The 12,904-nt window shown below is 69.3% G+C and carries 16 protein-coding genes; 6 read left to right on the top strand and 10 right to left on the bottom strand.

Features of this window, described 5'->3' with window-relative positions:
* Positions 1-81 precede the first annotated feature (81 nt).
* Positions 82-426: a hypothetical protein gene (locus VG296_RS26850; protein ID WP_325570471.1), complete on the bottom strand. Its 345-nt coding sequence runs from the start codon at positions 424-426 to the stop codon at positions 82-84.
* 114 nt (positions 427-540) lie between these two features.
* Between VG296_RS26850 and VG296_RS26845 the strand changes: the two genes are divergently transcribed.
* Both VG296_RS26845 and VG296_RS26840 read left to right on the top strand, forming a co-directional pair.
* Positions 541-1,086 (top strand): LysR substrate-binding domain-containing protein, encoded by a 546-nt coding sequence (locus tag VG296_RS26845; protein WP_325570469.1) that lies wholly within the window; start codon positions 541-543, stop codon positions 1,084-1,086.
* A gap of 5 nt (positions 1,087-1,091) precedes the next feature.
* On the top strand, positions 1,092-1,244 hold the full coding sequence (locus VG296_RS26840; protein WP_325570467.1) for a hypothetical protein: 153 nt from the start codon (positions 1,092-1,094) through the stop codon (positions 1,242-1,244).
* A gap of 36 nt (positions 1,245-1,280) precedes the next feature.
* On the opposite strand, the gene VG296_RS26835 is transcribed toward VG296_RS26840, so the two are convergent.
* Both VG296_RS26835 and VG296_RS26830 read right to left on the bottom strand, forming a co-directional pair.
* Entirely contained in the window at positions 1,281-1,694 is a 414-nt protein-coding gene (locus tag VG296_RS26835; RefSeq protein ID WP_325570465.1) for a hypothetical protein, read from the bottom strand.
* Positions 1,695-1,730: 36 nt separating this feature from the next.
* Positions 1,731-2,447 (bottom strand): SDR family NAD(P)-dependent oxidoreductase, encoded by a 717-nt coding sequence (locus VG296_RS26830; protein ID WP_325570463.1) that lies wholly within the window; start codon positions 2,445-2,447, stop codon positions 1,731-1,733.
* Positions 2,448-2,580: 133 nt separating this feature from the next.
* Between VG296_RS26830 and VG296_RS26825 the strand changes: the two genes are divergently transcribed.
* Both VG296_RS26825 and VG296_RS26820 read left to right on the top strand, forming a co-directional pair.
* The gene (locus VG296_RS26825; protein WP_325570461.1) at positions 2,581-3,510 is read left to right on the top strand and encodes a LysR family transcriptional regulator; all 930 of its coding nucleotides are present in this window, start codon (positions 2,581-2,583) and stop codon (positions 3,508-3,510) included.
* Positions 3,511-3,593: 83 nt separating this feature from the next.
* A complete protein-coding gene (locus tag VG296_RS26820) occupies positions 3,594-3,896 on the top strand; it encodes a muconolactone Delta-isomerase family protein (protein WP_325570459.1) in 303 nt (100 codons plus the stop codon).
* Positions 3,897-3,898: 2 nt separating this feature from the next.
* Here VG296_RS26820 and VG296_RS26815 read toward each other — a convergent pair whose 3' ends face one another.
* From VG296_RS26815 to VG296_RS26800, 4 genes are all read right to left on the bottom strand, one after another.
* The gene (locus tag VG296_RS26815) at positions 3,899-4,975 is read right to left on the bottom strand and encodes a hypothetical protein (RefSeq protein WP_325570457.1); all 1,077 of its coding nucleotides are present in this window, start codon (positions 4,973-4,975) and stop codon (positions 3,899-3,901) included.
* Positions 4,976-4,982: 7 nt separating this feature from the next.
* Positions 4,983-5,411, bottom strand: a complete 429-nt coding sequence (locus VG296_RS26810; protein ID WP_325570455.1) for a hypothetical protein — start codon at positions 5,409-5,411, stop codon at positions 4,983-4,985.
* A gap of 273 nt (positions 5,412-5,684) precedes the next feature.
* A complete protein-coding gene (locus VG296_RS26805) occupies positions 5,685-6,101 on the bottom strand; it encodes an organic hydroperoxide resistance protein (RefSeq protein ID WP_325570453.1) in 417 nt (138 codons plus the stop codon).
* A gap of 92 nt (positions 6,102-6,193) precedes the next feature.
* Positions 6,194-6,490 (bottom strand): putative quinol monooxygenase, encoded by a 297-nt coding sequence (locus VG296_RS26800; protein WP_325570451.1) that lies wholly within the window; start codon positions 6,488-6,490, stop codon positions 6,194-6,196.
* Positions 6,491-6,598: 108 nt separating this feature from the next.
* Here VG296_RS26800 and VG296_RS26795 point away from each other — a divergent pair, with 108 nt between their 5' ends.
* The gene (locus VG296_RS26795; RefSeq protein WP_325570449.1) at positions 6,599-7,558 is read left to right on the top strand and encodes a GlxA family transcriptional regulator; all 960 of its coding nucleotides are present in this window, start codon (positions 6,599-6,601) and stop codon (positions 7,556-7,558) included.
* Here VG296_RS26795 and VG296_RS26790 read toward each other — a convergent pair.
* The gene (locus VG296_RS26790; RefSeq protein ID WP_349259705.1) at positions 7,544-8,665 is read right to left on the bottom strand and encodes an NAD(P)-binding domain-containing protein; all 1,122 of its coding nucleotides are present in this window, start codon (positions 8,663-8,665) and stop codon (positions 7,544-7,546) included. The genes VG296_RS26795 and VG296_RS26790 overlap by 15 nt on opposite strands.
* Before the next feature lie 130 nt (positions 8,666-8,795).
* Here VG296_RS26790 and VG296_RS26785 point away from each other — a divergent pair, with 130 nt between their 5' ends.
* Positions 8,796-10,559, top strand: a complete 1,764-nt coding sequence (locus VG296_RS26785; RefSeq protein ID WP_325570445.1) for a serine/threonine-protein kinase — start codon at positions 8,796-8,798, stop codon at positions 10,557-10,559.
* An 83-nt stretch (positions 10,560-10,642) separates the two neighbouring features.
* Here the strand turns inward: VG296_RS26785 and VG296_RS26780 are convergent, their stop codons facing one another.
* Both VG296_RS26780 and VG296_RS26775 read right to left on the bottom strand, forming a co-directional pair.
* The gene (locus VG296_RS26780) at positions 10,643-11,833 is read right to left on the bottom strand and encodes a GH12 family glycosyl hydrolase domain-containing protein (RefSeq protein ID WP_325570443.1); all 1,191 of its coding nucleotides are present in this window, start codon (positions 11,831-11,833) and stop codon (positions 10,643-10,645) included.
* 50 nt (positions 11,834-11,883) lie between these two features.
* Positions 11,884-12,904, bottom strand: a 1,021-nt coding sequence (locus VG296_RS26775) for an RICIN domain-containing protein (RefSeq protein ID WP_325570441.1), incomplete at its 5' end; no start/stop codon positions are given.

Genomic DNA, 12,904 nt, shown 5'->3' with positions numbered 1-12,904 from the left:
GAGATCAACGTCGACCGTAAGAAACGCCCGTAACACCAGGGTCACGCGGACCAGCGCCGCGTGTTTCGCCTCGCGCAGAAGCTACGCGTCCGGAACGCCCAGGACCTGTAACATCCGCACTCTGCTGATTTTCCGCGCCCCGCATACGTCCCCCGGTACGACTACTTGCGGCCCCTCGCTGTCCAGCGCGAATCCGTCCCGGCTCACGCCGAGCAGCACCGGTTGATTGCCGAACTCGGGATCGACTTCGGCCCACGAGAGCACCACCCGATGCCCGTCCCCGCCGCGCAGCGAGATCATGAACCGCACCCGATCCCTGCGGTCCCCCGTCCCGAACACCGGCTCGGCCAGCGCGATGACCTCCCGCAGTAGCGGCCCGCCGAACCGATGCCGCCGCACGCCGCTCTTGCGACAGTTGAACGCCACCTCCCGCTCCTGCTATGGCAGCACCTTGAGGTCGCCCATCGTCAGCTCGCGCGGCCGCAGCACTTCGCCGCCGATTTGCTTGCCCGGGTCTTCGAGCAGTCGCCAGGGTCGACGGTGCTCTTCTCGCGTTGGCACCATGCCGTATTCAGCGACGCCGAGCACGGCATGGTGGACCTGCTGATCCACGGCACCACGGCCCCGCCGCCGCTGCGCTCGCGGGTGCTGTTCGAGGAGGAATACGCCTGCCTGGTCTCCAGCCGACACCCGCTCGCGCAGCGCACCGCGGTTTCGCTGGCGGATTACCTGGAATCCGCGCACATCGTCGTCGACATCGCCGACGGACGCCAGGGAAACATCGACCGGCGGTTGGAATCCCTGGGCAAACCGCGCCGGGCGAGCGTCACAGTGCCCTACCATGCGGCCGCCGCCGCCGCGGTGCCGGGAACCGCGCTGGTGGCGACCCTGCCAAGGGCCTTCGCGATCCAGCACGCGTCGCCCGGGACCACCGTCGTGATCCCGGGACCCGGCGAGCTCGGCCGGACGAGCTTCGCAATGTCCTGGCATCCCCGGCTGGACGACGACGCCGCGCAGCGCTGGCTCCGCGAGACGATCACCGCGACGCTGAATGCGGCAGGACCCGGCAGCACCAGCTTCGCCTGACGGGAGTGTCCATCACCCGAGTGTGGTCGACGATGCGGACCTCGCTGGCCACCTTCCAGGGAATCGCCGCACTCGTCGGTTCCGGCAGTGTCGCGGTCGCGCAGGCCGACGCGTTTGTCGCCGAAGCGGCGGCGCTCTTCACCTGCGGTACTCGGTGATCGACGCGATCTTGCGGCGCAGCTTTCAGCAGTACCTCAGTCGAGCTTCGAGACCTGGTAGTGGTCGAGGAACCAGCCGCCGGGCTCGTTCTTCGCCAGGACGCTGATGTACACGGTGAGCGTCGGGCGATCGGTGAACGCGAAGAGCACCCGCAGGTAGCCGAGTACCAGATCGTCGGCGAGGCGGCGGCTCTCGAGAATCTCGTAGTCAGCCGTCATCCCGAAAGGCTGCGACGCGTAGTACTCGGCGACGCCGCGCCGTCCGACGCTGTACGGGTGCAGGCCCTGGAACAGCGCCTCCCCGGTGAAGACGGCGCCGACGCCCTCGGGCTCGTGCGCGTCCACGTGAGTCTTCCAGCGGTCCAGGACGTCGCGCAGAGCCGTCTCATTCGCGGTCGTCGTGTTCGTGTTCGTGCTCGTAGTCGTCGTAGTCGTGGTCTTGGCGTCCATGCTGATTCCCCTTCTCGGCCGGGCCCGGTGATTCGTTCAGTGGCCTGCGCTTTGGCCGCCGTCGATGTGCAGGGTTTCGCCGGTGACGAAGCCGGCGGTCTCCAGGTAGACAACCGCTTCGACGACGTCGTCGATCTCGCCCATGCGTCCGATCGGGTGGAGTGCGGCGAGGAATTCGTGGGTTTCCGCGGGGTGCATCGGGGTGCGGATCACGCCGAGGGCGACGGTGTTGGCCCGGATCCCGCGTGCGGCGTACTCGATGGCCAGGGACTTGGTCACGGCCGTCAGCCCGCCCTTGGTCAGCGACGCGAGCGCCGAGGGCACCTGCGCGAGGGCGTGGTCGATCAGGCTGGTGGACACGTTCACGATGTGCCCACCCTCGCCGCCTTCGAGCATCGCCGCGACCGCCGCGCGGGTGACGTCGAAGAAGCCGCGCAGGTTCACGCCGGTGACCGTGTCGTAGTCGTCGTCGGTGTACTCGGTGAACGGCTTGGCCACGAACACGCCGGCGTTGTTGATCAGGGAGTCGATCCGTCCGAAACGGGCGAGGGCCTCGTCGACGATGCGGGCCCCGACGCCGGGTACCGCGACGTCGCCGGGCACGGTGAGCACCTCGGGGTCCTGCTGCGACGGCGAAATGGAACGGGAGTTGGCGACGACGGCGTATCCGAGCTTGCGGTAGGCGGGCACGAGCGCGGCGCCGATGCCCTGTGACGCCCCGGTGATGATGACGACCTTCTGCTTGCCGGCCATGGCGACTACTCACTTCCAAGGAGAAGGGGTGTGACATTCGGATCCTCGGCCCGCGACCGCGCGCGGCGCCACGACCTGCCGCCTCCCGCTGCGAGCCGATGGCTCCCACCCCAGGTAGCCCTAGGATGAGCAGGTGGAACTGCGTCAGTTGCGCTACTTCGTCGCGGTCGCCGAGGAGTTGAACTTCGGGCGCGCGGCCGACCGGCTGCGCATCGCGGGACCGTCGCTGTCTCAGCAGATCAAGGCGCTCGAGCGGGATCTCGGCGTGCGCCTTTTCGACCGCGACCGCCGCTCGGTGGCGCTCACCGCGACCGGCGAGGCCCTGGTGGCGGACGCGCGGGCGGTGCTGGAGCAGGCCGATCGGCTGCGCAGGCACGCTGCGGGCCTGTCCGGCGGCGAACCGGTCCGGCTCGGGTACGTCAACTGGCGGCCGTCGGACCTGACCGAACGCGTCGCCGGGATCGCGGACCTGCGGGTGGACGCCTGGGTCCTGCCCTCGCACGCCCAGGCCGCGCGGGTCGCCGAGCGCAGCATCGACCTGGCGATCTGCTGGGTGCAGACCGAGGACCTGGCCGCGTACGAACTCGAAGCGAGCTTGATCGGAGCGGATCCGCTGTACGCGGTGAGCGTCGGCCCGCAGACCTCGGAGGTCGACGCGAAGGACACCGTGGTCCTCATGGACGCCGATACGGACAGCTGGTCGTCGTGGAACCTCTACGCGACCCAATTCGCCCGGGACACCGGCGCATCCGTCGTGCGCATCGACGACGGCGGCATCACCGGCCCGGCGTTCTTCGAGCAGGTCCGCAGGCTGCGCCGACCGGTGCTCAACTCGCCGAAAGGCCAGTTCACCGCCCTGCCGCCCGACCTCGCGCGCCGCCCGGTCGTCCGACCGGAGCCCTACTGGACCTGGTCGCTCGTGGTACGCCGCGACGAGACCCGCATGGCGGTCCGCGCCGTGGTAAAAGCCCTGACGGACGGCGTCGGCACGCTGGGTCTGGACGCCGCGGGGACGTGGCTTCCGCACACGGACCCGCACCACGCGCTCAGCCGCCGTCCTTAGCCCGCGCGGTGGGAGGGCGAACCTCCCACGCGCGAGGCAGCCGGTCGTGGATTTCCCGGTGGCGGCGGTGCACGCTTCAGGACATGAAAGAGTTCCTGGTAGAGATCACCACCACCATTCCCGAGGGCACGGACCCGGCTGAGGTCGACCGGCGCCGTGCCGCCGAGGCCCTTCGTTCCGCCGATCTGGCGGCGACCGGCCATCTGTACCGTCTGTGGCGGCCCGTGGGGGAGTTGCGCAGCGTCGGGGTGTGGTGCGCCGCCGACGAGGCCGAACTGCACCAGAAGGTCCTGGGCACCCTGCCGCTGCGCGAGTGGATGACCGTGCACGTCATCCCGCTGCAGCCGCACCCCAACGACCCGGGCCGCGCGAACGGCGCCGGATGATCTCAGCTGGCGGGTGGAGGCGGTGTGGAGAGGTAGGGGAAATAGTCGAGGACGGGTCCGGGTGTGAGTCCGGAGGAGAAGTCCTGATTCACGATCATCTTGATGATGTTGGACGCGATGTCCTCGATGATGCCCTTGCCGTTCTGGATGTCGCACCACGGGTCCCACAGGGCGACGGTGCCGGGGATGAACTTGACGACATTGGGCAGCAGCCGGTCCGCCGCCCACGCACCGTAGGCGCGCGGGGTCGGGAACGCGTGCGGCAGTTGGTCGTAGGTTCCGCCGGCCTCGACCACCGCGGCGATGTTGTCCCGCACCTGACCCCAGATGCCGGTCGCCGGATCCGTCGCGGGGTGCGCGGGCCTGCCGACGAGGTCGATGGTGGGGGCCGTGCCGTTGTAGTCGGCGATTTTCGCGGTGCCGTTGGCGAAGTCGAAGAAGGTGGTCATGTTGGGTTTCCCGGCGCGCTGGACCTGGATCCAGGTGTTGTGGCCCTTGTCGAAGTACGCGGTGGTCGCCCAGAAGTGCACCGGCTCACGGCCGGTGATCTTCACCGGCACCTCGAGTACAAGGGACCTGACGCCGGTGTTGGCGAAGGAGTCGGAGGCCGGGCCGGCCGCGGGGAAGTCGGGGAATGTCCCGTCTTTCAGGGCGGTGGTGGTCGCGACCGGATAGGGGATGAAGTTGTAGAACGGGTCCAGCCGTTCGCCGGCGAACAGGGTGATGCCGCCCTGGCATTCGACGACTTGTCCGATGGGGGCGTTGGGCGGCGTGATGATCATGCCGGTGGCGGTGCGGTCCCGGGCTGCGGCGCCGGTGAGCTGCTCGACCTGCACGTGCTGCGTGCCGTCGGAGCCGATCGGGAAAGTGGCGCGGTACGTGATGTCCTCGATGTAGTCCCCGTCGGTGTCGATCTTGAGTTCGTAGTAGCCGGTGGCGTTCCAGGTCGGGGCGCCGAACGGCGAGGTGTTCATCCCGAACACGGTGCGCGGACCGTGCGCGTCCCCGGCCCCCGCGAAGCAGTACGCGTCGCTGATGTCCAGCGTCTCGTCGCTCGGATAGTCAAAGTGGTGTGACATGACACTCCTACTTGGCCGCGATGCGGCGGGAGTACGGGTTGTGGGAGAGCGCCTGGAGCGCGAGCGTGTAGATCCGGTTGTGGTACGGGGCCTCGTTTGTGGCGCCGAACTCGCCGTACAGGAACAGCACCGGGAGCTTGCGCACGTCCCAGGCCACCCGGTCGGTCCTACCGGTGGCGTGCCGGAGCTCGTACCAGCCCTCGGTGAAGCCGCTAAGGATCGCGATACGCGTGGGAGCGCCACGATCGGGGACGACCGACGCGTCGACCGTGCTGCCGTCGGCCGCGATCACGTTCGGCCACACGGTCCGGGCCGAGCCGGTGTACGGCCGCCGGTAGTAGTCGAGCACCGGCACGGCCCTGATACCGCGCGGCAACACCAGCCGGGTACCCGGGGTGAGCTGCCCGGCACTGAACCGGCGCTCCACACCACGCACCAGCACATCGCCACTCGTGTCAGCGGACTGCGGAACACCGACCGGCCCAACTCCTGCCGCACCGGTCGAAGCGGCAGCCGAAGCCTCAGCCGACGCGGGAGCAGCCGACCCGATCCCGTACAACACCGGCACGGCAACCAAACCACCGAGCACGCTGCGCCGACCCAAGGCCGCCCGGCCCACGCCGTCCGCAGCAACCACACCTTCCGTACCCACACCGTCCGCGGGCCCGGCATCCGCCCGCACCTGCCTGTGTCTCATGACGTTCATCGGCTACTCCACGACCAGTTCGACCGGGATGTTTCCGCGGGTGGCCTTGGAGTACGGGCATCCCGCGTGGGCCTGCTCGACCAGCTTGCGGCCGGTCTCGTTCCGCAGGTTCGCGGGGAGCTTGACCCGCAGCACCGCGCCGAGGGCGAAGCCGCCGTCCGCGGGGTCCTTGCCGATGCCGATCTCGGCGGTCACCGAGATCGCGCCGGTGGCGATCTCGGCTTCGCGGCCGACGACGGCGAGCGTGCTGGTGAAGCACGATGCCCAGCCGGCCGCGAACAGCTGCTCGGGGTTGGTGCCCGCGCCGTTGCCGCCGAGCGCCGGCGGGAACGCCAGCCGCACGTCGAGCTTCTCGTCCGAGCTGACGGCGCGTCCGTCCCGGCCGGTGGCGGAGACGACCGCGGTGTAGAGAGCGTCCATGATGACTACAGTTCCCTTCGAGTTATGACGTGTTCGAATCGCTGTTCGCGCTCGGGCTCGCCGCGTCTCGGCGGCCGCGAGCCCGCGCCCGCTCAGGCGACCTTGCTGCCCAGCAGGTCGATCGGCGCGATCGTGGGCGGCACGCTCAGCTTCGTCTTCGCGGCCTCGCCCAGCGCCGCGGCGATCGGGCCGTTCAGGTGGGCCCGGCGTCCCTGCTCGTCCTCGAAGGTGTCGAACACGCCGAAGGTGGTGGCGTTCTCCCGGAACGCGAACCACGCCACGGTGCCCTGCTCCTGCTCGGCCAACTCCTGCGCGCCGCGCAGCATCGCCTCGACCTCGTCGGCGTATTCCGGCTTGGCCTCGATACGCACCAGCAGACCGAACTTCATATGATCACTCCTCGCATAGGCGCCGGCCTCCCGGCGCAACTCGAACCTACGGTCGCGGTCTGAACCCGCGTCAGCAGCAGAAACGACATGATTGGTACGGTTTCCGCCATGCGAGTAGCACTAGTCGTCTATGACGGAGTATTCGACTCCGGACTCGCCGCGATCCACGACGTGCTGGACAACGCCAACGCGCTCGGTGGGCAGATCCACGAAGCGGCGCCCACCTGGGAAGTCACGATGGTCGGCCCCAGCCCGCAGGTCCGAACGGGGGCCGGGCTGCTGGTCGCGCCCGAGCCGCTCGAACATGCGCTGACCACTGATCTTCTGGTCGTTCCCGCACTCGCGGAGAGCGACCCCTCGGCGCTGCTCGATCACGTGGGCGGCGCCGCGTCGCTCGACGTGCGCAACCTCATCGCGAAGACCCGGGAGAGCGGCACGGCCATCGCCTCCGCGTGCGCGGGGACCTTCCTGCTGGCCGAGGCCGGAATCCTCGACGGCGTGCGTGCCACGACGACGTGGTGGCTCTCGCCCGCCTTCCGGTCGCGGTACCCCCGCGTTCAGTTGGATCACAGCCAGATGGTCATCAGCTGCGACGGCATCACGACCGCGGGCGCCGCCTTCGGGCACATCGACCTGGCGCTCGCGATCGTCCGGGCGAGCAGCCCCGCGCTCGCCGACCTGGTGGCCCGCTACCTCGTGGTCGACGAACGCCCGTCGCAGTCCGCGTACACCATCCCCAGCGCCCTGGCCCAGAGCGATCCGACCGTCGCGGCCTTCGAACGCTGGACGCGCGAGCACCTGGCCGAACCGATCAGCATGGCCGACGCCGCCGAGGCCATCGGCGTGAGCGAACGGACCCTGCAGCGTTCCGTGCAGCGCACGATGGGCACCTCGCCCATCCGGTTCATCCAGGACCTGAGAATCGAACGAGCCTGCCACCTGCTGCGCACCACCGACATGTCCGTGGAGACCATCTCCAGGAAGGTCGGCTACGAACACCCCCACACCCTGCGCGCGCTGCTTCGCGAGCGCACCGGCAAGACCACGTCGGCCCTACGCGGCAAGTGAGTCAGGGACGCTCGTCGACAGCAGCTGACGGATCTCGCGGACAGCCTCGCGGCCGGCCCGGTTGGCGCCGACGGTGCTGGCCGACGGGCCGTAGCCGACCAGGTGCAGGCGCGGTTCGCGGACGACGAGCGTGCCGTCCATTTCGATGCCGCCGCCGGGAGCGCGCAGGCGCAACGGTGCGAGATGGTCGAGCGCGGCGCGCCAGCCGGTGCACCACAGGATGACGTCCGCCTCGACGGACCCGGGGGCGTCCGCTTGACCGCCGTCCCAGGCGACTCCGTCCGGCGTGATCCGATCGAACATCGGGAGCCGGTCGAGCACGCCGTGCCGCCGCGCCTCGAGCACCGCCTCGGTGACGGGCAGACCGGTGACGCTCACGACGCTCTGCGGCACCAGTCCCGCGCGCACTCTGCGCTCCACCATGGCCACCACCTCACGCCCGTACTCACGCGTGAACGGCTGGTCGCGGAACACCGGTGGCCTGCGGGTGACCCAGGTGGTCGAGGCCCCGGCCCGCGAGAGTTCGGTGAGCAGTTGGATCGCGGTGATCCCGCCGCCGACCACGATCACGCGCTTTCCCGCGAACTGCTCCGGTCCGGGGTAGTTGACGGCGTGCAACTGCCGCCCGCGGAACGTCTCGCGGCCGGGATAGTAGGGCAGGAACGGCCGGTTCCAGGTGCCGGTCGCGTTGATGACGGCGCGTGCGGCCCACGTCCCCGCGTCACTGTCGACCAGCAGCCGATCGTCCGGCCCGTAGCGCACCGCCCGCACCGCGACCGGCCGCCTGACGGCGATTCCGAACCGCTCCTCGAACTGAGCGAAATACCGCGGGACCGCGACCGCGGCCCGCTCGTCCGGAGACGGCGGGTCGAAGGGCATCCCGGGCAGATCGAAGATGCCGTTCACGGTCGCCATGCGCAGCGACGGCCACCGATGCTGCCACGCTCCGCCGGGTGCCCGGTCGCCGTCGAGGACCACGTATCCGTCGTCCGGCTCGAAGCCGGCGCGCTGCAGAAAGTAGGCGCTCGACAGGCCTGCCTGCCCCGCGCCGACCACCACGACATCGGTCTTCCGCGTATCCACGTCCACGCACGGTTGAACAATCATCAAGCCCTGGGGCTTCCATAACGCGCCTGACCTGCCCCGGCGTCCTCGGCTCCCGCTCACCGCTACGATCCACTGTCATGGGTGGGTTTTGCGAGGGGCGACGGGTCCCGGCCCTCGAGAGGAGTTGCCGGTGACGGCGAGCGACACGACCGGTCTGATAGCCGGTCGGTACCGTCTGGTCTCCGAGCTGGGGCGCGGCGCGATGGGCGTGGTGTGGCTGGCTCGGGACGAGAGGCTCGGGCGCACGGTCGCCGTCAAGGAGCTGCGATCAGGGGTCGGACTGAGCGACACCCAGGTGCAGCACTCTCACCTCAGAGCACGTCGCGAGGCCCGGATAGCGGCCCGCCTGCACCACCCGCACGCGGTCGCCATCTACGACGTGGCCGAGCACGACGGGCGGCCGTACCTCGTGATGGAGTACGTGCGGTCCCGCAGCCTCGCCGAGGTCCTCGCGCAGGATCCGCTGCTGTCGCCGGCCGGGGCCGCCGAGATCGGCGCACAGCTGGCGGCGGCCCTCGTCGCGGCACACGAGGCCGGCATCGTGCACCGGGACATCAAGCCGGGCAACATCCTCATCACCGAGGGCGGCACGGCGAAGCTCACCGACTTCGGCATCTCGCGGGCCACCGACGACGTGACGGTGACGGCTACCGGCGAGATGCTCGGGACGCCCGCGTACGTCGCGCCGGAAGTGGCTCAGGGCCGGCCCGCGACCGCGGCGAGCGACGTGTTCTCCCTCGGTGCCACGCTCTACGCGGCCGTCGAGGGTCTTCCGCCCTTCGGTACCGGCCCGACCGCGATGGCGCTGCTGCTCCGGATCGTGCACGGCGAGATCAGGCTGCCGCAGACGAGCGGCCCGCTCACCGGCACGCTGATGTGGATGCTGCGCAACGATCCCGCGGAGCGGCCGAGCATGGAAGTGGCGCAACGGTCGCTGAACGCCGTCGTGGCGGCGGCGCGTTCCGAGGCGAGCGCGACGCCTGTATCGACACGGGAGCCGGAGTCAGAGTCGCTGTCGCAGGGGTCGACGACGCCGCGGCTGACGGAGGCGCCGAGCCGGGCCGACGCCGCGCCGCAACCCGCGGACTCCGACGAGCAGCCAGAACCGGCCGCGATTCCTGCCGCGCCCCCTGCACCGACCGTGCCCGAACCGTCCGCCGATTCCACCCCGTCCGCGCAGTCCACCCCGTCCGCCCGGTCCAACGCGGAGCGGCCGCCGTCTCAGCGCACGGACACGAGCGCACCCCCGCGTACCCCCGAGAGCACACCGGCGCGCACAGCCACAAATGCCCGCGGGCGCCCACTGGGCTGGGTGCTGCTGGGTGTGGCGGCGGTGGTGGTCGCGGGCATCGTAGCGGCGTTCGTCGCGAGCGGCAGCCCGAACTCGACGAATACGACGACGTCCTCGACCTCGTCGACCTCGTCGACGTCCTCGACCTCCTCGACCGGCAAGTCCACGCCGACGAGTCACCCGTCCGCGTCGGCAACCACGCCCGCCGGCAAGTCGACGACGAGTTCCGCGTCGTCCGCATCGGCATCACCGAGCTCTGCGACGAGTTCGCCGGCGGACATCTCGGCGCAACTGACGTCGGCGATCTCCCACTACTACCAACTGGTGCCCGGCAATCTCGATCAGGCATTCGGGTACCTGACCGCCGCCTACCAGCAGAACCCTGCGGGCGGGATGAGCGGATACAGCGCCTTCTGGGATCAGATCCAGCGCGTGTCGGTCTCGAACATCGTGGCCCAGCCGCCGTCCAGCGTGACCGCCACCATCGACTACTTCTATAAGGATGGTCGCACGGTGGAGGAGAGCACGAGCTTCGGGCTCGTCTACTCCGGCGGCATCTGGAAGATCGCGCGCTCCTCGGTGCTGAGCAGCAAGACGCTGTAGTAGCCGGTGTACATCAATGAAACACCGGGCGCCGCCCCTGTCAGTCAGGGCGGCGCCCGGCTTGCTGGATGTTCGGGGCGGGGTTAGGGCAGCTTCCACACCTGGTTGCTGCTACCGCCGCAGGTCCAGATCTGGGCCTGGGTCCCGGATCCGCCGAAGCCGGTGTCGTCGAGACACTTGCCCGACTCGGGGTTGAGCAGGGTGCCGTTCGACTGTGGCTCCCAGACCTGAGCGCCGGTGCCGTTGCAGGTATAGAGGTCCACCGCGGTTCCGTTGGCGGTCCCGGCACCGTTCACGTCCAGGCACATGCCGAGGACCTGCAACGTGTTTCCGGACCCGACGGTCCAGCTCTGCGCGGCGGTGCCGTTGCAGGTGTAGACCTGGATCGGGTTCAACAGCGCGGTGCTGGCCGCGCGGTCGTCCAGGCACAGGCCCTGGTAGCCGGTGATCGGTCCGCCGGTGGGCGGCGGAGTCGTGCCACCGCCACCGATGTTGACCGAGTACGAGTTCGTGGCCAGACCCGCGCCGCCCTGCCACATCTCGAAGCCGGCTTCCAGGTCGATCAGGTAGTCGGAATCGCTCATATAGCCGCGGGTGACGGAGTCGGCGGCCAGCAGGTCCACGTCGAGGTTGCTGACCGACGTCGTCCCGGAGTTCAGCACGTAGGACACGACGTTCCACGTGCTGGCGCGTGATTCCCAGACGGTGTAGGTGTTTCCGCCGATGGAGACGTTGCTGGCGACCACCGAGCCGGCGGGTTCGACGCCGCCGTTGTGGTTGATCCAGATCATCATCTCCTCGGCGTTGGGCTGGCCGGAGGTCGTGGGGGTCTGGTTGTACCAGATGTCATAGGCCACGTCGTAGGCACCGGTGTAGGTCTGCGTGGTGTTCCAGCTCGTGGTGACCTCGCCCGGGGTCATGGCGCTGACCGGGATGGGCAGGCCGCTGTTGCTGGTGCACGCTCCCCAGTGGCAGCCCTTGTAGATCGCGGCGTACCCGCCGGGCGCGCCGTTGGTGGGCAGGTTGATCGCCGAGTTGGCGACAGTGAAGTCGGCGTTGCCGTCCGTGGTGACGCACTCGGACGCGCTCGAATTCCATTCGTTGTTCTCCACTGTGTACGCGCCGCCGGCCACGGATGCGGTCTGCGAGTTGCACAGGGTGGAGCTGGCGGCCTCGGCGATCGTCGGGGTGGCGACGACGGCCAGCGCGGCCGATCCGGCGATCGTCGTGGCTGCGACGATCAGGGGCACGAGTATTCGTTCCCTGAATTTCATGGAGCGGGTCCCTTCAGCGGTCGTGCGGAGTGGGCGACTGGTGCGGGAAACTAGGGCAGAGTCCAGGACTGGTTGGCAGTGCCCCCGCAGGACCAGATCTGCACCTGGGTGCCGGATCCGCCGTAGCCGGTGTCGTCGAGACACTTGCCGGAGTTGGGGTTCAGCAACGCGCCGTCGGACTGCGGAACCCAGTCCTGCGCGCCGGTGCCGTTACAGGTGTACAGGTCGACCAGGGTGCCGTTCGCGGTCCCGGCACCGGCCACATCGAGGCACTTCCCCAGCACCTGAAGCGAGCCGTTCGACTCGACGGTCCACGACTGCGCACTGGAGCCGTTGCACGTGTAGACCTGGATCGGATTGTCATCCGCGGTGCTGGCGCTGCGGTCGTCCAGGCAAAGCCCTTGATATCCGGTGACCTGGCCGGTCGCCGTACCGCCGCCGCTGGAGCTGGTACCTGCCGGTGAGACCCAGGACTGATTCGCCGCTCCGGAGCACGTCGAGATCTCCACCTGGGTGCCGGAGCCGCCCGAACCGGTGTCGTCGAGGCACTTACCGGATTGCGGGTTCAGCAGTGCGCCATCCGACTGCGGCTGCCATTGCTGAGCAGCAGAGCCGTTGCACGCGTAGATGTCGACCAGGGTGCCGTTGGCAGTGCCGCCGCCAGCGACGTCGAGGCAGGCGCCGTCGGCCTGGACCGTGCCGTTCGGTTGCACGGACCACTCCTGACCGTCGGTGCCGTTGCACGTGTAGACGTCGACCGCGCCGCCGTTGGCGTTGCTGTCACTACTCAGGTCGAGACACAGACCCTGAACGCCGACGAGCGGGGTGGCCGCCACGGCGTCAGCTGGTTCGATGGTCCAGGTGAATGACTGGTTTGTGGTGGCGGTGTTGCCGTCGGTGGCGGTCACTGTGGTGGTGTTGGTTGCGGGTGTGGTGGGGGTTCCGGTGATGGTGCCGGTGGGGGTGAGGGTGAGGCCGGTGGGGAGGTTGGTGGCGGTGTAGGTGAGGGTTTGGCCGTTGGTGGTGTCTTTGCCGGTGACGGTCAGGTTGACGGGGGTGCCGGCGAGGCCT

It is taken from the genome of Actinospica sp., from assembly GCF_035552695.1.
Classification (GTDB): Bacteria; Actinomycetota; Actinomycetes; order Streptomycetales; family Catenulisporaceae; genus Actinospica.
Note: the sequence above shows the minus strand (reverse complement) of the source record. Positions and strands in the feature narration are given on the sequence as shown.